Source organism: Xanthomonas sp. BRIP62418 (assembly GCF_003993495.1).
Classification (GTDB): Bacteria; Pseudomonadota; Gammaproteobacteria; order Xanthomonadales; family Xanthomonadaceae; genus Xanthomonas; species Xanthomonas euroxanthea.
In genome coordinates, this window is record NZ_QEZG01000041.1 from 178652 (window position 1) to 202224 (window position 23573).

Consider the following 23573-nt stretch of genomic DNA (forward strand, 5'->3'; position numbering starts at 1 on the left):
CGCGCGCCATTGCGACACACGCCTGCACAGCCGCGTACGCCCGCGACCGCACAGACATGCGCGCGACCGATCACATCTGGCCGCACGCACCGGCGACAAACCGCCCGATCAGAACTTCACCGTGGCACGCGCCCAGTAGAACCGACCCAGAAGATCGTAGGTGGCCACATCGGTATTGGCATTGCCGACGTTGTTGGAGTAGTACAGCGGCGGCTGCTTGTTGGCGATATTGTCCACGCCCACTTCGAAACGCGTGTGCCACGGCTCGACGTTGTAGCCGAGCTGCAGGTTGTTGTAGACGTAGGCGCCGATCTTGCGCACCACCATCGGTTCGCTGGAATCGGCCGACAGGCTCTGGTCCGGGTCCGAACTGCCGATGGCGGTGTGCCCCACATAACGGATGCGCCAGGTGGCGCTCCAGTCGCCCAACGCCCAGTTCACCGTGCCCAGCGCACGCCAGCGCGGGAAATTGCCGTAGGCCTGGGTATAGCGGCCCACGTTGTGGATGGTGACCGAGCTGGGGTCGGTGGTATCGGGCAGCACGTCGTAACGGGTGAGATAGGTGCCGTTGAGCCCGGCGCTGAGATTGCCCCACGCGGTGGGCGGCGCGCGATAAGTCAGGTTCACGTCCAGGCCCTTGGCCCACAGCTTGCCCAGGTTGACGGTGGGTTCGGCGATGTAATTGATGGTGCCGTTGCCGTTGCGATGGATCAACGCGCAAAAGGCGCTGGCCGAATTGGCGAAACATTGATTGAGCACGGTCTGCGCCGACACCGTGGTGATGGTGTCTTCCAGATCGATGCGCCACCAGTCCGCGCTCAGCGACAGGCCGTCGATCCACTGCGGGTCGTAGACCAAACCCACGTCGTAGGACTTGCCGGTTTCCGGCTTGAGCTGGTACCCGGCCACCGCCGCGCCGGACACCTTGCCCGACACCTGGCCATCGGATTGCTGGTAGCTGCCGTCGGTGGGCACATTGGCGCAGGCCACGCTGTTGCCACCGGTGTAGCCATTGCACGGGTCGTTGACGGTGGCCGCATCGCCGGCCACGCCGGCATACAGCTCGTTGATGTTGGGCGCGCGGAACACCTCCGACACCGTACCGCGGATCAGCAGGTTCTCGATCGGGCGATATTCCAGCGACACCTTGCTGTTGGTCTTGCTGCCCACCGAACTGAAATCGGAAAAGCGCGTACCCAAGGTGATGTTCAAGGCGTTGATGCCGGGCAAGTCCTTCAATAGCGGGAACAGCGCCTCGGCATAGGCTTCCTTGACGTCGAAACTGCCGACCAGGGTGGACGAACAGAATTCGATCACCCCGCACAGGCCGTCTTCATCGCCGGTCCATAGCGGGTCCGAGGCGGTGGTCGAGCGCTCCTTGCGATAGGAGACGCCGGTTGCCAGGCTGACGGTGCCGGCCGGCAGATCGAACAGCGAGCCGTTGGCATTGGCCTCGAATTGCTTGACCGTGTAGACGCTGGTCACGATCGGGTTGACCACCTTGCCCTGCAAGGTGGACAGGTTGGCGCTGTCGTTGAGGTTGAAGAAGTTCAGCGGTGTGCAGCCGGCAATCGCCGCGCCTGCGCTGCCGCACTTGACTGCGCCATCGCTGTCCAGGAACGACGGGCCGATGGCCTGGTTGAATGCGGCATAGTCGAGAAAGCCGTTGTTGATCGACTTCTGTTTGACCTTGCCGTAGTTGAAGGTGGCATCCCACTGCCAGGAGCTGTCGCCGAAGCGGCCGCGCAGGCCGGGGCTGATCTGGAAGTTGTAGGTGTTGTACTGATAACTGCGGTTGCCCAGTACGGTGGCGCGCGTGTTGAGGTCGTTGTAGGAGGTGCCGGTGCTGCGATCGGTGCCGAAGTTCACCCCGAACGGGTTGTAGTAGCTCTGCGACGACACCAGGATGTTGTCGCCGTTGGCGAAGATCGGAATCGGCGCAATGATCGAGGCGGATTCGGTTTTACTGAACCAGGTGTTGACGTAGCCCTCGACGTTGTCGCTGAAGCGATAGCTGCCCAGCAAAAACGCATTGGTGCGCTTTTGCGGGGTCTGCAACAGGTTGAACGGCTGGTAGTTGTAGGAGTCGGCGCTGGCGTTGTAACAGTGGAAATCGCCCGGGCCGGCACGACCGCTGACGCCGCTGTTGAGGGTGACCCGCCCGCAGCCGTTGGCCTGCGCAAGCTGCGCGGACTGATCCGAGCCATCGTTGAAGTTCACGGTACCGGTCGGCGTTGCGGACGAGCCCTGCTTCACCGGTTGCCCGTTGGTCAGTGCGAGCGCGTCCCTGGAATAGTCGCGCGCCGCTGCCGAGACCGGATCGATGTTGTGATACGACAGGCCGCCGATCAGGCTGCCGCGCTCCCAGGTCTTGCCGGTGGTCAGGGTGAAGTTGCGTCGATTGCCATCGCCTTCGCTGCTGGTGCCGAAGTCGCTGCTGAACTGCACACCGTCGAACTGGCTGCGCAGGATGAAATTGACCACACCGCCGATGGCGTCGGAGCCATAGACCGCAGAGGCGCCGTCGCTGAGCACTTCGATGCGCTCGATCATGCTGGACGGAATCGCGTTGACGTCGTTGTAGGCCAGACGAATACCGTTGACCAGCACCAGCGTGCGTTTGTCGCCCAGACCGCGCAGCGAAATGGCCGACGCACCGGTGCCGCCGCCGTTGTTGGTGTAAGGATTCGTGGCGTTGCCAGCGATCGATGGCAGCTCCTGCAGCAGGTCGCCGACCGTGGCCTTGCCGGTGGCGGCGATCTGTTCCTGGCTGACCGTGACCACCGGGTTGGCGGTTTCGGTATCCACGCGGCGCAGACGCGAGCCGGTAACGACCACGCTATCCAGCGTTTGTGGCGCATCAGCGCTGTTGCCTGCCTGCTGCGCAGACACGGGAGCGGCGGCGCCCGCAGAGAGCGCCAGCAGCAGTGCGGCGCTGAGCATGCTCGGCAGCGGGCGCGTGGTCGTGCCGGTGGTCCGGGAGAGAGGCAACAGCAACATCGGCATGCAGGGCTCCTGAGTCGTATGGCAGACAAACGATGGGCAACACACGCCCGTGCCGGCGGACACCAGCGCAGGGCAAGATGGATGGCAGACGCACACGCAGCGACATCTCTCGCCACGGCCGTGCTGCAGACATGCAGGCAACCCGCGACGCGCACGACCACCCAGGGTCGCGCAGCAGCGCGTGTTGTCGAAAAAGGTGTTGGTTCCGCACCGGAGGCGCCCATGCGCTCCAGTTTCATCAGCTGGTCACAATGTGCCTGTGCGCATGCGCCACGTCTTGTCGCATTTGGCGACAGCGCATGCGGATAACCGCATGGTTCGCAAATGAACCAGCCTGTGTCGATGCGCTCTGCAGCGATGTCGGCAGCTGGACGTTACGCGCAAGACCAATGGTGACGCACCCTGACGATGTATCGCCTGCAACCATCTGCGATGTCAGTCGATCCAGGCATCGCGCGATGCGTCTGTATGCAGCAGCGCACTGAGGGCCGTCAGCGTGCACTGCCCTGCCCGCACTCGTTCAACGGCCGCGGTCTATGCAGTGCCGTCAACCGGTGTGCCGGCAGGCCCGAACCTGGGCTGTCACGGCGTCTGCGTCGGTGTCGCTGCCTGGGTGTGGTTCCAGTCCGGCGTTGGCGCTTGCTGCATCCAGCGCAGGAAGAAATCCAGCAGGCGGCGCTTGCCGTAGTCGCCACCGGCGCCGTGATCGCCGCCGGGCACCACCAGCAGATCGAAATCCTTACCCGCCTTGATCAGCCGATCGGCCACCTGGAAGGTGCTGGCCGGATCGACATTCATGTCGATGTCGCCGGTGACCAGCAGCAGATGGCCTTGCAGCCGCGCGGCATTTTCCACGTTCGATGATTCGGCATACCACGGCCCGACCGGCCACCCCATCCATTGCTCGTTCCACCAGATCTTGTCCATGCGGTTGTCGTGGCAACCGGAATTGGCCACGCCTGCCACATAGAATTCCGGATGGAACAGCAGCGCACCCAATGCGTTCTGGCCACCGGCCGAGGTGCCGTAGACACCGACGCCGCCGTCGACGGCGTACCAGGGATAGTGCGCGGCAGCGGCCCTGTGCCAGGCAATGCGATCCGGCAAGCCCGCATCCTTGAGGTCACGCCAGGCCACATCGTGGAAGGCGCGCGAGCGATTGTTGGTGCCCATGCCATCGATCTGCGCGACTGCAAATCCCAGCCCGGTCAGCGCTGGCGTGCGGGTGCTGAACGTCTTGGGGACGAAGGACCCCTGCGGGCCGGCGTAGATGTCTTCGATCACGCGGTAGCGCTGCTGCGGATCCAGGTGTTGCGGGCGCTGGATCACGCCCCAGATCTCGGTTCTGCCGTCGCGGCCGGTGGTGTGGAACGGCAACGGCGGCTGCCAGCCGGCAGCCTGCAGACGACGCAGGTCGGTGCGCTCCACCGTGCGTGCCAACCCGCCGTCGGCACTGCGTCGCAACTCCAGTACCGGGCCAAGATCCACGCGCGAGTACAGGTCCAGATACCATTTGCCATCGGGCGAATAACTCACCTGGTGATCGGCGGCCGCTGGTGTCAATGCAGTGAGCCCGCTGCCGTCCAGACCGATGCGATAGGCGTGGCGGTAATACGGGTCCTCGCCGGGCTGCATGCCGGAGGCGGTGAAATACAGCTGGCCTGCGGCCTCGTCGATGTAGTCGAGCTTGCGCACCACCCAATCGCCACGCGTGACCTGGCGGATCACCGCACCGCTGGGGCCGTCGTACAGATACACGTGCTCCCAGCCATCGCGCTCGGAGGCCCACAGGATCTGCGCGCCATCGGCCAGATCGCGCCGCGCATGCTTGCCGCCGTCCTCTTGGGTTCCGCTGAGTTCGGAGTATTCGATGAAAGTGGGCGAGGTTTCCTCGATCAGCGTGCGCGCGGCGGCCGTGCGTGCGTCCACTTCGATGACCCGATACAGCTGGTGTCCGCGTGCGTTGTATTCGAAGGTGAGGCCGCGGCTGTCCTTCCACCAGACCATCTCGCTCAAGCTGAAGGCATTGGACAGCAGCGTCATCGCCACCGGATGCGCGGCGCGCGTGGCGATGTCGAACAACACCGGCTGCATCACCGGCAAGGCATCGCCGGGCTTGGGATAGACCTGCTGATGCAACTTCGGCTGCAGCTGATCGGCTGGCGCCGATTCGATGTAATAGACCATGCGCGGCGGTGGCGCCTTGACCCGATACGCAGCCAGATGCTGCGAGTCCGGCGACCACACCACGCTGTCGAGTGCGTAGTAATCGTCGGCACTGCCATCGCGGCTGAGTACGCTGCGCGCGCCACCACCGACCGGTGCGATCACCAGATTGGCCTGCTCCACCCAGGCGCGCCAGCGGCCATCCGGCGAGAGCCTGGCCTGCCGCTCGCCCTGCTTGAGCGGCAGGCGCATGTCCATCGACTCGGCCTGCACGTCGCGTTCGGGCACACGCGCGCAGCGATAGCGGGCCAGATCGCACTGCCAGCCCAGCTTCGCCAGCTGAAAGCCCAGGCGCTGCTGTTGCAGCGTGGGTTGTTCCAGCTGCAGATGCGTGGCGTCGATGCCTTGCGCACCGGCCTGCGTCAGGGCCGCCGCCAGCCGCGCATGATCGAAGGCCAGCGTATTGCGGCCGCTGGCCGCATCCACCAGGCGGTACTCGATGGCCGGCGCCTGATCGGCACGTGCAACGCCACGCCGATACAGGAAATGCCCTGCATCGATCCACACCGGCGCGGTCGGTTGCCTGTCGACCAGCGACGCGTAGTGATCGGACAGGCCGATCGCCTGCGCGTACTGCGCGGGCGTGGGCGCTGGCGTTGCAGCCGCCGCGCTTGCCGACAGCGTCCAGAGTGCAATGCTCAGGCAGCACGCAGCGATGCGGTGCCACCGAAAGGTCTGATGCAGGAGTGGCGTCATGTGTCTATCTGCGGAGATGGCGCGGTTATTGGCTGCGCGTCGTGCACGTCGAGGTGAAAGGACGTGCATTGGCAATGGGGTGCATGCCCGAAGCGGCCTGTACACAACGGGCTGCGAAGGCCTCCGTGGTCGATGGCGGCCGCGGTAACGCGACAGGGCTGGCACGGTCATCGCGCCAACGGCCCATCACGCGTACCAGGCCTGCACCTTCACCTCCGCCGTGCTGCCGGGCAATGCCACACGATCGGCATGCGGGCCTTGCGGACGCGCCGGCTTGCCGTCGACGAGTACGCGGGTGAGCTTCTTACCCTTGGGCACGCGCAGGCTCAGCCAGGTGTGCCTGGGTGACCGTTCCGGCAGTTGCACCTCGGCATCGATACGGCGTGCCTCCACATCAGCGCGCAAGCTCAGCGTGAGCGTGCCCCAGCGTGTGGGCGCCGCCGTGATGCCGACCGCAGCGCCACTGCCCAGCCATGCGCGCGGCAGCGCACGTGCCAGGAACAACTGCTCGCCCGCGCTGTCGTCGCTGACCAGCATCCAGCGCAGCAGCAACGGGATGGTCATCTGCGCGGGGATGCAGAACAACGGCATGCCGCCGGTGATGCCGCTGACCTCGCCGGCCGTCCAGCTGCCGCGGGTATGCACCTGGTAGCGATGCGCGTAGACGAACAGCAGATACTCTTCGATGCGATCCAGCCGCAGCAGCTCTTGCGCATAGCCGTAGGAAATGAAGCCGAGCAGATCGCGGCTGCCCGGCTCCGGCGGTGCGATATTGGCCACCACGCCGATGCTGGTGCCGCCATGGCCGCGCAGGCAGTCGACCACCAGGTTGGCCAGGTCGTCGGGCAGCACATCGGCCTGCAGCAACTCGGCATAGGCGCGATGCGGCCACTGCTGTTCGCTGGGTTTTTCCTGCAGCAGCGATTGGCGAAACGTCAGTGTGGTGCCCGGCAACGGGCCGATATACGGCGGCGACAGATCGCGGCGCACGTTGGCACGCAGGCTGGCCTCCAGCCGTGCACGCAACTGCCTGGCGCGACGCTGCCATTGCGCGGCCAGGCCGGCATCGCCGCCGAGCGTGCTCCAGACCTGGGCAATGTCTTCCCAGCCGCGAATCGTCAGCGCGCTGTTGGCGTAATACGGTTTCCACCACAGCGACGGGTCGGGAAACAGGCAGGCATCGGATTCGTTCCAGCCGTGCAGCAGGCCATGCCCATGCGCGCTGCGCGGCAAGGCCAGCGCCTGGTCGTGCAGCTCGCACAGCAGCTGCGCGGTGGCGGCGATCTTGGGCAGCAGGCGCCGCAACCGCGCCGCATCGCCGGTGTAGCGCAGATAGCGCGCCAGCAGCGACAGGGTCAGCCCGAACTGACCGACCTCCGGCCCGCGCATGTTCGGCAGGCCGTCGTCCTGCACGAACTCGTCGAAATAGTTATCCAGTACCGCAGCGGCCTGCGCGAAGCGGCCCCATTCCAGATTGGCGTAGAACGAACTGGTGAAGGTGTCCTGGAAACCGTCGTACTCGTTGCCGTAGTAGTCGCGCTCCACCGCACCGTACTTCGGGTAATCGCCACCGGGGCGCACTACCAGCTCGCGCGCAAACGCAAATTGTGCCATGTCGTTCCAGCTGGCATCGGGCAGTTGCGCCTGCACCGTGCCGTCCAGGGCCTGCTGCCAGTACGCGGCAAAATCGAGCAAGGCCGCGTAGAACTGTTCGGCAGTGGCCGGCTTGCGTGACGGTGCGAACGCGGGATAGCTGTGGGTGTAATGCACGCCGACGATCTCCCCGCCACGCACATGCATCGTGCGGTGCCAGGTCTGCACCACGAAGCGATCGCTGGCACGCACATCGGCAAACACCAGCACGTCGTACCAGCCATCGGCCTCGCCGTCGCGCCGCATCACCTTGCGCACCGCCGGCATCCAGCCGCCCAGCAGGCCTTCCTCGCGCCGTTTGATCAACGCCTCTTCGCCCAGCTCGGCGAAGGCGTGTTCCGGCCGCGAGGTGCGGCTGCGGCCGTTGGGCAGGATCGGCATGGTGTCCAGGCCTTCGCGCGTGCCGACGAAGGTGGTCCACGGCCAGCGGCCACCATTGTCCTTGGGGTCGAGCAGCGAGGCCGGCGGCGGCGCGACATCGCGCACCTGCGCCTCGTCCGGGTCGCCATCGCGCAGCAGGCGGTCGGCGAGCAGATCCGCCTCGGCCATCGCCACCTCGGCCAGCGGCATGCCGAAGTAGGGCTTGCCCTCGGCCGGATAGGCCGGCTCGGTGCGTTTATCCAGGCGCAGCATGCCGCTGTCGGTCCACAGCGTCAGCGCACCCTGCGGGTCGTCGAGATGCTCGTAGACGGTCCAGTCCTGCTGCAGATGCCGAAAGCTGCAAAGTTTGCTGCCGACATGCGCGGCCGACGGCAATGCTTCAAGACGTGGCAGCGCCGGTGGCGGCAACGTCGCCGGGGTGTGTGGCCTGCCCGGCTTCGCGAGCGCGGCACCTGCGCCCACCGCCGCGGTCGCGGCCATGCCCTGACGCAAAAAGGTCCTGCGGTCCATCGTCGCGCCCTCGAGTGATCTCATCCACATCGTGCGCGACTGCGCGGCTTGCGTCTTGTGGCAGCTGTCTGGCACGTATGCGGAAATCCGCACAGAAACAGCTATTGCTGCGTTGCCATCGCAGCAACGGCGCAGCGCCCAGTTGCCGCCCCCCTGCCATTTAGCCGCGTGACTTTCTGGCCACGCCGGCATCTGCGCTGGCAGCCACACTGGCTGTACAGACGCAGGCGGCACCGTCGCCAGATCGCCGCGCATCCCAAGCCCACTACAAGGACCGTCATGCAGCCATCCTCACCGCGCATCGCGCACAGTGCCCGCGCCACAGCGCGGTTTTTCGATGCCGGCAGCGCGTCCGCCAGGCGGTTGAAACGTCCGGCGCATTGCTGGCTGTGGCTAGCCTTGATCGCGCCCTGCATCGCGCAGGCGCAGGTGGACCTGTCGCAGCTCGATGCCGAGATGGCCGCGCCGCGCACTCAGGTGCTGGTACTCGGCAGCGTGCACCTGTCGCAGTTGCCCAAGGGCAGCGATATCCGTGCCGCGCGCCTGCAACCGTTGCTGGACCGGCTGGCCGCCTACAAGCCAGACATCATCACCACGGAGGACTTGTCGGGCGAAACCTGCGACCTGATGCGGCGCCATCCTGCGGTCTACCTGCCCGAGGACACCACGACCTATTGCCCCGACACCAGCGAGGCAGCGCGTGCCACCGGGCTGGACGTTCCCACCGCCATCGGCCAGGTCCGCACAGCGCTGCGCACCTGGCCGGCTGCGCCCACGCCGGCACAGCGTCGGCACCTGGCCGCGCTGTTCCTGGCCTCGGGCGAGCCGGCGTCTGCGCTGGTGCAGTGGCTGCAGCTTGCGCAAGCCGACCAGCGCAGCGGCGATGGCCTGGATGCGGCGCTGGTCGCGCGACTGCGCAGCATGGAACAGCGCCCCAACGAGAGTTACCAGATCGCCGCACGGTTGGCGGCACGCCTTGGCCTGCAACGCGTCCACCCGGCTGACGATCACACCGGCGACAACGTTGACCTGGGCGACCCGGCGGCGTATGGCAAGGCGATCCAGGCCGCCTGGGACAAGGCCGCACCGCGGGCGAGCACCATGCGTGAGCGCGAGGACCAGTTGGCTAGTCAAGGCAAGCTGCTGGAGCTCTATCGCGCGATCAACCTGCCGGCCAGCCAGCAGCTGGCCATCGCGGTGGATTTTCGCGCCGCACTGAGCGAGACCTCGCCGCAACACTACGGCTATCGCTACGTCTCCGGCTGGGAGATCCGCAACCTGCGCATGGTGTCCAACGTGCGTGCCAGCTTTGCCGACCAACCCGGTGCACGTGTGCTGGCGATGGTGGGCGCGATGCACAAGCCCTGGTTCGACAACTGGTTGGGACAGCTGCAGGGCGTGGATATCGTGGATGCGGCGCAGGTGCTGGGTGCTGACGGAAAGTGAGTACAACGACTTCAGCGTGACGCTCTAACGCAAAAGCCTGATTGGCCGAGGGCGCGGTGCCCTCGCCGCTCGTGGGACACGCCGTAAACCTTTCGCTAGGGGCTCGGTGTCGGCATCCATGCCGCCATACGATCCCGCAACCGGCGAGCACACCGCATCAGAGAGTTGGTCGGTGATTTGGCAAAAATCTGCTTGTTGCTCGGGGTGCATTGGAAGGCTGATCGGAGGCGACGCTCCAAACAACACACGTCATGTTTTGCTCACGACCTTGCGCGCCGACCATCTCGACTGGTCCTTGCCTGCCTACCGTCGCGGGACCTTACGCGGCATGGATGCCGCGTAAGAGCCTCCATGGACGGATTCACGGCGTGTCCCGCGATGGTGGGCGGGCAAGGGCCCGGCAGCCAGGTAACAGATCAGCCGCTCTACGCTTGCGGGCTGCCCGCACGGTCGTAACACCCGCAGACAAGACAACCGCAGTTATCGATACCGGTATGAGCAGCAGCCATCAATTCGCTGACTCCACGAGATGCAGAACGTGAGTCCGGTTTCAGGTGCAGCCAGATGCGGCATCAAGGCGAAGGCCGTGCACTTAATGCACTAGATCGACAACCGGCCTTCGTCAATCCAGGCTCTCAGGTCAGCACATCCAGCAAGCTACCCAGCATCTCGTCGGAACGCCGTAGCGCATTGGCGTTGGCCTGGAAGTCGTTGCGTGCCGAGAGCCCCTCGACCAGATCGGTGGCCGGTGCCGATGGATCGGCGTTGGCGTCGACCACGCTGGCTGCCACTCCACCATTGAGCTGCGTGCTGGCTGCAACGGCCTGACGTGGACTGCCGTCCACCGGCTGACGCGCCACATTGCTGGCGGCCACCTGCTGGCGCAGTGCGGCGACCTGCATTCCGGAACTGGCGATGCTGCTTATGCTCATGATGGCTCCGGTGCAGAAACTGAGAAATACCAATGACGTTTGCTTACCAAACAATCAGCACAACCGCTGCTGGCAGTTGCGCCGTACCGCTTTCGCTCTTACGCAACCCACTTACGCCACCCAATGCGCGTGGCGAGCGTGTCTCACGAGTTGGAACCAGCCAACAGGAACCGCAATGACGTGTCCCACCCACCGATTCCGATCACGCCCACCTCACGGCTGCGCAGTCGCCTCACGCCGGCTCAATAGGTGCCTACCCGCACACGCAACACCACCGGCACCTCGCCGGCCGCATCCACCCGCCCGAAGTTGAGCCCGTAGTCGGTCTGGTCGCCGTTGAGCTGTCTTTCGACCTGCCAGCGCCCGTCCACATACCGCCCCTGCTCCACCCGCAACAGTTGTCCATGACGGGTATCGGCCGCCTCGCGGAAAAATTCAATGCGCGCAGCCATGCCGGTGACCAGGAACTCCTCCGGCCCCAGCTGCGCCACCAGCAGCCGGCCCGCATGGTCGTCGTTACCGGGCAGGATGGCCGGCGCATCGCCCCACAGCGGCGCGCCGAACGACACCCTGGCCTGCCAGTCGCCGAAGCGCAGCGTGCGTTGCGGCGCGCCGGGCTGTTCGGCCACCGCCTGCAGCCGGCCGTCGAAGGCGGCCTGGGCGATCACGCGCTGCAGCGGCGCCAGCAGCTTGAAATTGGCGGCGTGCGCAGCGATCGCGTCGCGGTTGGCTGCGCTGTCCGGGTTGCCATCCATACCGAACACCGAAAACCCGATCCCGCCCTGCCCCAGCACATGGAACAGATACGGCGCGGTCGCCGCTTCGAAGCCGGTCTCCGACACCCAGGCCGGATTGTCCGGCCGCGCGTACTGGCCGATGACCTTGGTGTATTCGTTGTAGTCGCTGGTGTAGATGTCGGTGCCGATGAAGTCGATCGACGGGGTGGCCGCGCGCCACAGCGCGAACACGTTCACCGTCGCACCGCCGGACGGATAATCCAGCCCCGGATAGCGCTTGCCCTTGTAGCGCAGCCAGGTGTTGACGTAGAGCGGCAGCGGATATGCACGCCGGCCGGCCGCAGCCACCTGTTCGATATACGCCGCCGTTGCATGCGCATTGAAGGCTTCGGCAGCTTCTGCACCGAACAGCTGCTGCCAGCTGCCCTGCGGCTTGCCCAGCGCCTGCGCAATCGCGGCGGGCACCTGCTGCGCGAACGCCGCCTCGCCGGCCGGGCCATGGTCGCGCACCGTGCCGATCGCGCCGGGCTCGTTTTCCACCTGCACCAGGATCACCGTGTGGCGGTCGCCATCGACCTTGCGCAGGTGCTGCATCAACGCGGTGAAGGCGCGCGCATCGGCCTGCACGTTGGCGGCCACATGCGGCGACAGCACGTCCACCGGCTCGCCATTGGCATCGCGCATGCGCGGGTACATGGCGTCGTCGCGCTTGATCCACTCCGGCACGTAATGCATCTGGCCGTTCTTCCAGCTGCCGAACCACAGCAAGGCCACGCGCAGGCCGCGCTTGCGTGCGCCGGCGACCAGTGCATCCACATTGGTGGTATCGAAGCGGCCAGGCGCCGGCTCGAACTGCTCCCAGTACACCGGCGCTTCCACCGTATTGGCATGCAGCGCGACTACCTCGTCCAGTGCCTTGGGCAGCACCGCCGGCCAGGCGCTGGAGTTGTGCAGCTGTGCTGCCAGCACGGTGTATGGCGCACCATCGACGAACAGCGCATGCCGGCCATTCTGGGTAACGAAGCGCGGCAGCTCTTCCGCGCTGGCCAGCAACGGCACGCAACCGGCCAGCACCGCCAGCGACCACAGCAGGGTTGCGATGCAGCCGCGCGGCCAAGGCATCTTCAGGGCAAGCAAACGCATCATCGCGCCTCCGACGGTAGTGAATTCCAGTGCGGCGTGGGTTCGTTGCGCAGGTGGCGCACGAAGAAGTCGTACTGGCGACGCTGCACATAGTCGATCGGCCCGCTGGAACGGCCCACCGAATGCTCGCCACCAGGCACGTTGAGCAGCTCGAAGTCCTTGCCGGCCTTGATCAGGGCATCGACCACCTGCGCGGTGGAGGCCGGGTCCACATTGCTGTCCTGCTCGCCGACGATCAGCAGCAGGTCGCCCTGCAACTTGGCCGCATTGACCACGCCCGAGGCCTGCGCATACCCGGCATCCACCGGCCAGCCCATCCACTGCTCGTTCCAGCTGATCTTGTCCATGCGGTTGTCGTAACAACCGGCAAACGCCACGCCCACCTTGTAGAACTCCGGATGGCGTTCGAGCGCGCCCAGCGTGCTCTGCCCACCGGCCGAGGCGCCGTAGATGCCGACCCGGCCGATGTCGTAGGAAGGGTCCCTGGCGGCCAGCGAACGGTGCCAGGCGATGCGATCGGCAAAGCCGGAATCGCCCAGGTTCTTCCACGCCACATCATGGAAGGCCTTGGAGCGGTTGGCGGTGCCCATGCCGTCGATCATCACCACGATGAAGCCCAGATCGGCCTGCGCCTGCATGCCGATCTGCTTGTCGCCACCGGAGTGATAACCGAACGGCCAGAACGTCTTCGGCACGAAGGAGTCGTGCGGGCCGGCGTAGATGTTCTCGATCACCGGATACTGTTTGTGCGGGTCGTAATCGCGTGGGCGCACCACCATGCCCCAGATGTCGGTGCGGCCATCGCGGCCCTTGGCCACGAAGGTCTCCGGCGCGCGCCAGCCGGCGGCCAGCAATTTGTCGATGTTGCCCTGCTCCACCTGCTGCAGCAGCCGGCCATCGATGGCGTGCAGCTCCATCACCGGCGGCAGATCCGGACGCGAGTAGACATCGACGTAATGCCGGCCGTCCTCTGCAATGGCCACATCGTGATCGGCATCGGTGTGGGTCAGCCGGGTCAACCGGCGGCCGTCGAAATCCACGCTGTACAGCTGCCGGTAGTACGGGTCCTTGCCCGCCTCAGTGCCGCTGGCAGTGAACCAGATGCGCCGTTGTGCGTCGTCCACGCGCAGCACATCGCGCACGATCCACGGCCCGCGCGTGAGCTGGCGTTTGAACCTGCCGCTGCGGCCATCGACCAGATACAGGTGCCGCCAGCCGTCGCGTTCGGAGATCCACACAATCTCGTTGCCATGCGCGTCCACATCGTGACGAAAGCTGCGGTCCGCATAGACGAAGGTGCGTGCGTCTTCGGCCACGGCCACATGCGCCCGCCCGCTGCGGGCATCCACCGCAATCACGCGCATGTGCTGAAAGCCGCGTTGCACATACTCAAAGCTCACGCTGCGCCCATCCGTCCGCCATTGCAGCGGCGACAAGGAGTACGGCGTGGCAAACAAGGCGTTGTCCACCACCCGCCGCGTGCCATCCACCGCCAGCAGCACCGGCCGTTCCACATCCACCGCATCGCCCGGCTTGGGATACAGCTGGGTGTGCACGAGCGGTTGAAGACGTCCGGCCGGCGCGGCCTCCACGCGGGTGACGCGGCGCGCAGTACCCGGCCGTACCCGATACACCGCCAACCGCTGCGAATCAGGCGACCAGGCAATGCTTTCCGGATCGAAATAATCCTCGGCGCGTCCATCGTCGGTGCGCTGCACGCTTCGGCCATCGGCCACCCGGCGCACGATCAGGTTCCAGCCATCGGCCAGCGCTTCCCATTGCCCGTCGGGCGAACGGCGTGGGGTGGTGTCGGCCGCCACATCCGGGTCGCGCACCACGCCGAAGCCGCGTGGTCGCTGCTGCGACTGCGGTTGCCGGCCGGGGGCATCGGGCGCGCATTGATACGTGGCCAAGCTGCAGCGCCAGGGTGCTTCCCCGATGGCGAACACAATCGCGCCGTCTTCGCGCGCACCTTCCTGCGAGTACGCAAACCGCTCGAACGGCAACGCCAACGCCGCATATGCGGCGCCGGTGGCGGCCTGCAGCGCCTGCGCCACGCGCGCCTGGTCGAAGGCCGGCTGCTTGTGCCCTGTCGCCACGTCCGCGCGAACGAAGGCGAAACCACCAGGCACGGTCTTGCGGTAGTAGAACGTACCGTCGTCCTGCCATTGCGCCGGCCAGGCGACGTTTTCGGTCAGCGTGCTCCAGTGCGCGCGCAGGCCAAGCGAACGCTGGTAATCGGGCACCCCGGGCTCCGCCTGCGCAGTGGCGGCGAGCAACAGCATGCAGGCGGCCATGGCGCGCGAGACCTGCACTGCCCATGCGGGACGCCGAGCGTCATTCGCCATCGTCTTCTTCCAGCGCCAGCTCGTCGCTGCGCAAGCCGCTGCGCGCGCCCCAGTGATAGATGAAGAACGCGATCACCGCCACGCTCACGGTGTCGAACGGATGCGCGATCCAGCCGTGACCGCCGAACGTACCGGCCCAGGACACCGCCATCACCAGCACGAAGAACACGATCAGCCACAGCGATGCGCGCACCTGGCGCAGCAGGCGTGCCCTGCCCGCGCGCGAAGGCAGGCGATACAGCACGTACAGCGCAAACGCGAGCACCTGCAGGCCGAGCAACCACGACAGCGTCGGCCAGGTGGACCAGTACACGATCAAGGCCGCGACCATGAACGACAGCGGCCCCAGCACGGCAAGGCCACGGACGCGAAACGGACGCGGCAGCTCCGGCGCGCTGCGGCGCAACGCCGCCACCGTGACCGGCGCCACCGCATAGCTCAGCACCAGCGCGGCCGACACCACGCCGATCAAGGTCTCCCACGAGGGAAACGGCAGCGTCCAGAAGATCGACAAGCCCAGGCTCAGCCACAATGCCGGACGCGGAATGCCCGAAGCCGGATCCACCCGCGTCAGCACCGGCAGGAACCCGCCGCTACGCGCCCAGCCATACACCACGCGCGGGGTGGCATTCATGTAGATGTTGCCGGTGCCGCTGGGCGAGACCATCGCATCGCAGATCACCAGGGCGGCCAGCCACGCCATCCCCAACGCCAACGCGATGTCGTGGTACGGCAGCGCAAACACCTTGTCGATGCCGCTCCAGCCCGGCGCCAGTTGCGCGGCCGGGATGCTACCCAGGAACGCCAGCTGCAGCAGCACATAGATCACCGTGGACAAGGCCACCGACAGGATCAGGGCGATCGGGATATTGCGCTGCGGGTCGCGCACCTCGCTGGCCACCGACACGATCGGCGTCAGGCCCAGGTAGGCAAAGATGATGCCGCCGGCGGAGATCGCCGCCTCCACCCCGGCCATGCCCGACGGTGCGAACCCGTGCACGCTCAGGTTGCCTGGATTGAAGTGCTTCATCAGCAGCACGATCACCAGGATCGGCACCAGGAACTTGAAGATGCTGACGATGTTGTTGGCCAGCGCAAAGGTCTTGACGCTGAAGTAGTTGAGCAGGAAGAACAGCAGCAGCAGGGCCAGCTGCACCAGCCAGCCCCAGACGCTGGGATGGGTGCCGTTGGGCTGGTTGAGCAGCGGAAACCACGCCGCCGCATATTGGCGCGCCGCTTCCACCTCGATCGCGATCAGGCTGGAAAACGCGATCAGGGTGATGAAGCCGGTCAACGAACCCAGCAAGGCGCCATGCGAATACTCCGGGTAGCGCACCACCCCGCCGGCGCGCGGCAGCGCGGCGCCGAGTTCGCAATACACCAGGCCGAGCAGCAACACCGCAATGCCACCGAGAATCCACGACAGGATGCCGGCCGGCCCGGCGATGGACGAGACATGGCTGGCCGAGAACAACCAGCCCGACCCGAAGATCGAGCCCAGCCCGATGAAGGTCAGGTCGGTCAGGCTCAGTCGCTTGTGGAACTTGCCTTGCGTGGTCGCACCGTGTGTGGTCATAGCTGGCCCCGGACAAATGAAAGCGCGTGCTGCGGAAGATGGCGTGGCGTATGGCGGTCAGTGGTTCTGCGATCGCGCGTCGGTGGTCCTGTACGACGGCAGCAACACAGGTCCGGCAAACGGATGCAGGCGCAACTGGCCGCACTCAGTCATCGGCAGCCGCCCCCGTCCCTGCATCGGCGGTATCTGCCGCGGTGCCGTCCGCATAGGGCGAGACACCCCCGTCGGCGATGAAGCGGTCGATGCGCGCTTCCAGCACCGGCAGCGGCACCGAGCCGGTCTGCAGCACCGCATCGTGGAAATGGCGCAGGTCGAATTTTTCGCCCAGGGCGGCTTCGGCCTTGCGCCGCAGTTCCAGGATCTTCAACTCGCCCAGGTAGTAGGACAACGCCTGCCCCGGCCAGGCGATGTAGCGGTCCACCTCGGTGGTGACTTCATGCTCGCTCAGGGCGGTGTTGTCGCGCAGGTAGGCCTGCGCCTGCGCGCGCGTCCAGCCCTGGTGGTGGATGCCGGTGTCGATCACCAGGCGGCAGGCGCGCCACATCTGGTAGGTCAGATAGCCGAAGCGATCGTAGGGCGTGTCGTACATGCCCATTTCCTGGCCCAGGTACTCCGAATACAGCGCCCAGCCTTCACCGTAGGCAGAGATGTAGGCGTAGCGGCGAAACTCCGGCAGCCCCTGCGCCTCGGCCGCCAGCGGCATCTGCAGCGCGTGGCCGGGCGAGGACTCGTGCAGCGTCAACGCGGTCAGGTTGTACAGCGGCCGCGATGGCAGGTTGTAGGTGTTGACCAGGTAGATGCCGGGGCCGCCACGGCCGCCGGTGTAGAACGGCGCCAGGTCCGGCGGTACCGGCTCGATCGCGAAGCGTCGCCGCGGCAGCCGGCCGATGTAATCGCCCACCTTGGCGTCCACGCGCTTGGCGATCCAGGCGGCCTGCTTGAGCAACTGTTCCGGCGTCTTGGCATAGAACTGCGGGTCGCTGCGCAGGAACTGCAGGAAGGCCGGAAACACCGCCTGCCCGGCCGGCGCCTTGAAGCCGCTGGCGGCGATGGTCTGATCCATCTGCGTGCGCAGCTTGGCCACTTCCTGCAGGCCGATCCGATGGATCTGCTCGGGGCTGAGATCGAGCGTGGTGAACTCGCGGATCTGCGCGCGGTAGTACGCCTGCCCATCCGGCAGGGCTTCGCCGGCCAGCGTGGTGCGCGCGCGTGGCTGGTATTCGTTGCGGATGAAGTCCAGCAGCTTGGCGTAGGCGGGCAGCACCTGCGTATCGATGGTGTTGACCGCCTGCTGCCGCAATTGCGCCTGCACGTCGGCAGGCAGCGTCGCCGGCATCTGCTTGAACGGTGCGTAGAACGGATTGGTCTCGCCCTTTGCCTGCACCACGTCGGCAATGGACTGGTCGCGCCCGGTCAGGGTCACCCGGGGCTGGCTGAAACCACGCGCCAGGCCGGCACGCATGTTGTCGGTGTGCTCGGCGAAATAGCGCGGGATATCGGCCAGCATCTTCAGATAGCGCTGGTAGTCCTCGCGCGTGCGCAGCTTGACCTCCGCGTTGAAGCCCAGGTCGCTCCAGAACGCCGAGTCGCTGTTGAACGGCATTTCCCAGGCGCGGAAATGCTGCTGGTCCAGCAGCACCAGCAGCTGCTGCCGGTACACCTGGTAGCTCACCTGATCTTCGGCCGGCAACTGCGCTGCCGGAATCGCATCCAGTTCCTTCAAGGCCTGTTGCCAGTACGCGGTACGCAGGTTCTGGGTGGCCACATCGACCTTGGGCAGATGGTCGGACTGCCTGTCCTGGGTGGCCTGATTGTCTTCATCCACGGCGCCGGACAACTGCGCCTGGCGCCAGCGCCATTCGCGCGTATACAAGGCCTTGAAGCGTGCCGCTGCACTGTCCTGCGTGCTTGCTGCCGGCGCTGCGGCCTGCGCCTGCATTGCGGTGCCGCCCAGGCTGGCAGCAATCAGCACACCCAATGCGCTCGCGCGCCAGACGGTGATGGTCCTCATCCGCGTGCCTCCGGCGCCGCCTTGGCCTGCGCGATCCACTGGCGCACGCGCTGCTGCAGCATCGCCAGCGGCATGGCGCCGCCGCCGAGCACCGCATCGTGGAAGGCGCGCACATCGAAGCGGTCGCCGAGTTCTTTTTCCGCCTCCGCACGCAGCGCAAGAATCTGCAGCTGCCCCAGTTTGTAACCCAGGGCCTGGCCCGGCCAGACGATATAGCGATCGGTTTCGGACTGGATGCTGGGCTCGTCGTCGGACGGATGCGCGTGGAAGAAATCCACCATCTGCTGGCGGTTCCAGCGCTTGTAATGCACGCCGGTGTCGAGCACCAGGCGATTGGCGCGCAACAGCTCGCCCGACAGCCGGCCGTAGTCGTTGTACGGGTCCTTGAAGAAACCGATCTCCTTGCCCAGCCGCTCGGCATACAGCGCCCAGCCCTCGATATAGGCGTTGTAGCCGGCCTGCTGCCGGAACGGCGGCAATGGCAGCGTCTGCGCAAGCGAGATCTGCAGGTGATGGCCCGGCACGCCCTCGTGATAGGCGGTGGTTTCGATATTGACCAGCGTGCGGCTGGCGAAGTCGCTGGTGTTGACCTTCACGATCGCCGGCTTGGTGCCTTCCGGATTGCTCTGCCAGTATTCGGCGCCGGGCGCGCTGCGCCGGAATGCGGGCATCGCCTGTACCTCCAGCGCGGTCTTGGGCAAGTGGCCGAACAGCTTGGGCAGCTCCGGCTGCATCGCGGCGATGTAATCGCGGTACTGCTGCAGGATCTGCTCGCCGGAACTGGCGAAGTGGCGCTTGTCGGTGTCCACCGCCTTGCGGAAGCTGGCCAGGTCGGCAAAGCCCTGTGCCTTGGCGATCACCGTCATCTCGCCTTCGATGCGCGCCACTTCCTTCAGGCCGATCTGATGGATCTGCTCCGGCGCCATGTCGGTGGTGGTCTGGGTATGGATGGCATAGCGATAGCGGCGCTCGCCATCGGGCAGCGACCACAGCCCTTCCTGCGCGCGCCCTTGCGCGGCGTATTCGTCGCGCACGAACGCGGCCAGCTTGGCGTAGGCCGGGCGCACCTGCTGCGCGATCGCGGCCAGCAACTGCGCGCGCAGCGCGGCGCGCTGGTCGGCCGGCACCGCGGCATCGAGTTTTTTCAGCGGCGAGGCGAACGGGCTCTGCTCGTCGGTCAGCGCGGCGATCTTGTCGATCTGCTCGGGCAGGCGCTCCAGCAGATAACGCGGCTGCACCAGGCCGTCCTTCGCGCCCTGGCGCGACACCGCGATCACCTGGTCGATCACCGTCGGAATCGTCTGCAGGCGCTTGATGTAGTCCTGGTAATCCTTGGCGTTCTCGAACGGAAACGCATCGCCGTAACCGGCCAGCCCCAGCTGGATGCCGCCGATCGGCTCCAGCGGCATCGCGTAGGTCTTCAGGTCGATGCCTTCCAGCGTGTCACGCAGCTGGCCGAGCATCATCTGCAGGCTGAGCTGGCGCTGCTCGTCCAGCGTCTTGCTATCGATCGCTTCGAATTGCGTGAGCAGCTCGGCGGTGGCGCTGCGTTCGGCCTGCACGGCCTGAAGCGAATAATCGCTCCAACGGTCGTTGTACCGCTTGTCGCCGATGATGCTGGCGAACTCGGGGTTGTGCTGCAGGTGGTATTGCCACTGCTTGTCCAGCAGCGCATCGAAGGCCTTGGCGGCCTGTTCGCCGGTCGGCGCGGCCGTGGCCGCAGCCGATGTTTCTGCGGCAGGCGGCGCCGGCTTGCAGGCAGTGAACAGGGCGGCGGCCAGCAGGCCGATGGCGACAGGACGCAGGTGGTTCATGCAGTGACTCCAGGATGCAATGGCGGCGGTAGGAGCGCGCCTGAGCGCGACGGCTTTTTATCGGAAATGCCCGTCGGGCTTTATCGGAAATGCCCGTCGCGCCCGGGTGCGCTCCTACGCGTGCGTGGGCCTGTACAGGCTCATGCAAAGGGGTGGTCGATCGCCGGCGACGGCGGCGTAAACCACTGCGCGCCGGCATCGGTGACATGAAAATGGTCTTCCAGGCGCACGCCGAACGCGCCGGGCACCACGATCATCGGCTCGTTGCTGGCGCACATGCCCGGCTGCAGCGGCTGCGCATTGCCGCGCACCAGATACGGCGCTTCGTGGATCGCCAGCCCGCAGCCGTGACCGGTGCGATGCGGCAGGCCGGGCAAGCGGTAGTCCGGGCCCAGCCCTGCCACCTCCAGCACGCTGCGCGCCGCCTGGTCCACTGCTTCGCACGCAACAGCCGGGCGGATCGCTACAAATGCCGCCGCCTGCGCTGCCTGTTCCAGGTCCCAGATGCGCCGTTGCGCGTCACTGGGCGTGCCGTAGATCCAGGTGCGGGTGATGTCGGAGTGGTAGCCCTGCACGGTGCAGCCGGTGTCGATCAGCACCAGCTCGCCGGCGCGCAGGTGCTGCACGCCGGGAATGCCATGCGGGAATGCGGTGGCATGGCCGAACTGCACGATGCAGAAGCTCGAGCCGTTGTCCGCGCCCAGCGCGCGATGCGCCTCGTCGATGAAGCGCACCAACTGGTCGGTGCCGATGCCTTCCTGCGCGATGCCGGCAGCCAGCCGCTGCACCAGCAGGGTCATGTCGCAGGCCTGCTGCATCAGCGCCAGCTCGGCCGGCGACTTGCACATGCGGCAGCCATCGATGATGGCCCCGGCATCGCGGATGGCCGTGCCCAGGTGCGCGCGCAGGCCGGTGTGCACGGCAAAGGCGATGCCCGGATCCAGCGCCAGTGCATGCGCGTGGCGGTCGTCCATCACCTGCACCACCAGCGCGTACGGGTCCTCGTGTTCCTCCCACAGATACTTGGCGACCGGAATCTTCAACACCGCATCCAGCGAGCCTTCCTCGAACGCGGGGCAGATCAGCACCGGGTCGCCGTCCAGCGTGAGCAGCAGCGCGACCAGGCGCTCGCTCGCGCCCCACGGCACGCCGGTGAAATAGCGCAGCGAAGTACCGGCGCCGATCAACAGCGCATCCACGCCGTGCGCAGTCATCAGGCGGCGCGCGCGTTCGATGCGCTGTGCGTATTCGCCCACGGCGATCGGCGCGGCGCGTTGCGTCCACGGCGCCAGTTGCGCGCGCGCCTGCTCCAGCGACAGCCCGCCGATTTGGCCGCTCATGTGCCCCCTCCAAGATCGGCGGTGCTCCATTGCCCATCGACCAGACGCGCCGCCCCGCCCGGATTGCGCTGGCGCAACTCGGCCGGCAGCAACGCGTCCGGCACCGCGTCGTAGCTGTGCAAGGCGGCAAAGCGGCGGATGGAACCGGGCATGCCCACCGCGGTGAAGCCCGGATGCCCGGTGCTGGGGAATGGCCCGCCGTGATTCTGCGCCGCACTCACCGCCACGCCGGTCGGCATCTTGCTGTTGATCAACCGCCCCACCCGCGCCCGCAGCACCGGGGCGATGGCCTGCCAGGCCGCATCGTCGCTGCCATCGGCTGCACGATACAAGGTGCCGGTGAGGTTGCCTTCGAATGCCGCGGCAAGCTGCGTCATCTGCGCGAGGTCACGCGCACGCACCAGCAGGCTCACCGGGCCGAAGGCCTCGGTCTGCAGTGCATGCGGATTGGCGAGAAATGCCTGCGCATCCACGCTCAGCAAGGTCGGCGCGTAGCGATAGCCGTCTTCGCCGGTATGTCCACCGGCCAGCAGCGCGGCACCGGCAGCGCGCAGGGCCGCCACACCGCGTTGCACGCCTTCCACCCCGGATCCGGAGAACAGCACCATCGGCAGGGCGGCCTCGAAATGCGCCGTGGTCGCGGCCACGAAGGCATCGCCGGCTTCGCCCTGCGGCACCACCACCACCCCCGGATTGGTGCAGAACTGGCCACTGCCCAGGGTGCACGAGGAGAAGAATTCCTGCGCCAGCGCGGCACCGCGTTCGGCCAGGGCGCCCGGCAGCAGGAACACCGGGTTGACGCTGGACAGCTCGGCATAGAACGGCACGCCGGCCGCATCGGCGGCGGCCTTCAGCGCCAGCCCGCCGGCACGGCTACCGGTGAAGCCGATCGCCCCCAGCCGCGCATCGCCGGCCAGTCGCAGGCCGGTCGCGTTGTCGACGTGATACAGCAACTGCACCGCCGCAGCCGGCAGGCCCGCCGCGAGCAAGGCTGTGTGCGCGAGTTGTGCCATGCGCTGGCTGGTGGCCGGATGCAGCGGATGCGCCTTGGCGATCACCGGATTGCGCGCGGCAATGGCCGAGGCGAAATCGCTGCCGGCAATCGCATTGAAGGCGAACGGGAAATTGTTCGGGCCAAACACCACCACCGGCTTGCCCAACGGCGCCAGATGCGAACGCAGGTCGGCAGCGGTGTCGATGATGGGCTGGGTCCAGCTATAGCTGCGCACCGCCTGTGCGGCCTGACGCAACTGCCCGCTGGTGCGCGGCAGTTCGTTGCCGCGCAAGCGCGTGGGTGCCGGCAATGCGGTTTCTGCATGGGCCAGCGCCACCAGGGTGTCGGCATCGGCATCCAGCGCGTCGGCATAGGCGTCCAGGAATGCGGCGATCCTTTCGACCGGCGCCGCCGCAAGCTCTGCTGCAACCGCTTGCGCTGCCGCAATCGCGGTTTCGACATCCTCCGCACCGCTGACCGGAAACTGCGGCCCGATCGCCTCGCCCGTGGCCGGGTCGGCGGCACGGAAGCTGCCGGTGGCGGCGCGGCTAGGTTGCCACTGCCCGGCCAGCAATACCTCGGCCTGCTGTCTGGAGGTGGAGTGGAGCGTCTCGTTCATTGCGGCACCTTCGGTTACATGAGGACGGCCGCTGCACGCCATGCGGCAGCGGCCGACCAAAAAACGCCGAGGATGCCATGTTGATGCGACACCCTCGGCGACCCGCGTCTCGCTACACCGGCCACCCCATGCGCGCATGAC

General features: G+C 66.5%; 12 protein-coding genes. 1 reads left to right on the forward strand and 11 read right to left on the reverse strand.

Features of this window, described 5'->3' with window-relative positions:
• Positions 1–108: 108 nt before the first annotated feature.
• The 3 genes from EO174_RS15505 to EO174_RS15515 all read right to left on the reverse strand — a co-directional run bounded on the left by EO174_RS15505 (position 109) and on the right by EO174_RS15515 (position 8472).
• Positions 109–3006, reverse strand: coding sequence for a TonB-dependent receptor (locus EO174_RS15505; RefSeq protein ID WP_126945622.1), 2898 nt, complete (start codon positions 3004–3006; stop codon positions 109–111).
• A gap of 582 nt (positions 3007–3588) precedes the next feature.
• Entirely contained in the window at positions 3589–5928 is a 2340-nt protein-coding gene (locus tag EO174_RS15510) for a S9 family peptidase (protein ID WP_126945625.1), read from the reverse strand.
• Positions 5929–6114: 186 nt separating this feature from the next.
• Positions 6115–8472, reverse strand: a complete 2358-nt coding sequence (locus EO174_RS15515; RefSeq protein WP_126945628.1) for a Tat pathway signal protein — start codon at positions 8470–8472, stop codon at positions 6115–6117.
• A 279-nt stretch (positions 8473–8751) separates the two neighbouring features.
• Here EO174_RS15515 and EO174_RS15520 point away from each other — a divergent pair, with 279 nt between their 5' ends.
• The gene (locus EO174_RS15520; RefSeq protein WP_241240019.1) at positions 8752–9918 is read left to right on the forward strand and encodes a DUF5694 domain-containing protein; all 1167 of its coding nucleotides are present in this window, start codon (positions 8752–8754) and stop codon (positions 9916–9918) included.
• A 635-nt stretch (positions 9919–10553) separates the two neighbouring features.
• On the opposite strand, the gene EO174_RS15525 is transcribed toward EO174_RS15520, so the two are convergent.
• From EO174_RS15525 to EO174_RS15560, 8 genes are all read right to left on the reverse strand, one after another.
• On the reverse strand, positions 10554–10850 hold the full coding sequence (locus EO174_RS15525) for a hypothetical protein (protein WP_126945631.1): 297 nt from the start codon (positions 10848–10850) through the stop codon (positions 10554–10556).
• A gap of 242 nt (positions 10851–11092) precedes the next feature.
• Positions 11093–12730 carry a DUF5597 domain-containing protein gene (locus EO174_RS15530; RefSeq protein WP_164740232.1) on the reverse strand — a complete coding sequence of 546 codons (1638 nt, stop codon included), beginning with the start codon at positions 12728–12730 and terminating at the stop codon, positions 11093–11095.
• Entirely contained in the window at positions 12730–15078 is a 2349-nt protein-coding gene (locus EO174_RS15535) for a S9 family peptidase (RefSeq protein WP_126945634.1), read from the reverse strand. Before EO174_RS15535 ends, EO174_RS15530 begins: the two co-directional genes overlap by 1 nt.
• The gene (locus tag EO174_RS15540) at positions 15068–16654 is read right to left on the reverse strand and encodes an APC family permease (RefSeq protein WP_126945637.1); all 1587 of its coding nucleotides are present in this window, start codon (positions 16652–16654) and stop codon (positions 15068–15070) included. The genes EO174_RS15535 and EO174_RS15540 overlap by 11 nt, the downstream gene beginning before the upstream one ends.
• 145 nt (positions 16655–16799) lie before the next feature.
• Positions 16800–18665: a DUF885 family protein gene (locus EO174_RS15545; RefSeq protein ID WP_164740229.1), complete on the reverse strand. Its 1866-nt coding sequence runs from the start codon at positions 18663–18665 to the stop codon at positions 16800–16802.
• On the reverse strand, positions 18662–20479 hold the full coding sequence (locus tag EO174_RS15550) for a DUF885 family protein (RefSeq protein ID WP_164740230.1): 1818 nt from the start codon (positions 20477–20479) through the stop codon (positions 18662–18664). The genes EO174_RS15545 and EO174_RS15550 overlap by 4 nt, the downstream gene beginning before the upstream one ends.
• Before the next feature lie 140 nt (positions 20480–20619).
• Entirely contained in the window at positions 20620–21819 is a 1200-nt protein-coding gene (locus EO174_RS15555; protein WP_126945643.1) for a Xaa-Pro peptidase family protein, read from the reverse strand.
• The gene (locus EO174_RS15560; protein WP_126945646.1) at positions 21816–23432 is read right to left on the reverse strand and encodes an aldehyde dehydrogenase family protein; all 1617 of its coding nucleotides are present in this window, start codon (positions 23430–23432) and stop codon (positions 21816–21818) included. The genes EO174_RS15555 and EO174_RS15560 overlap by 4 nt, the downstream gene beginning before the upstream one ends.
• Between the last annotated feature and the right edge of the window lie 141 nt (positions 23433–23573).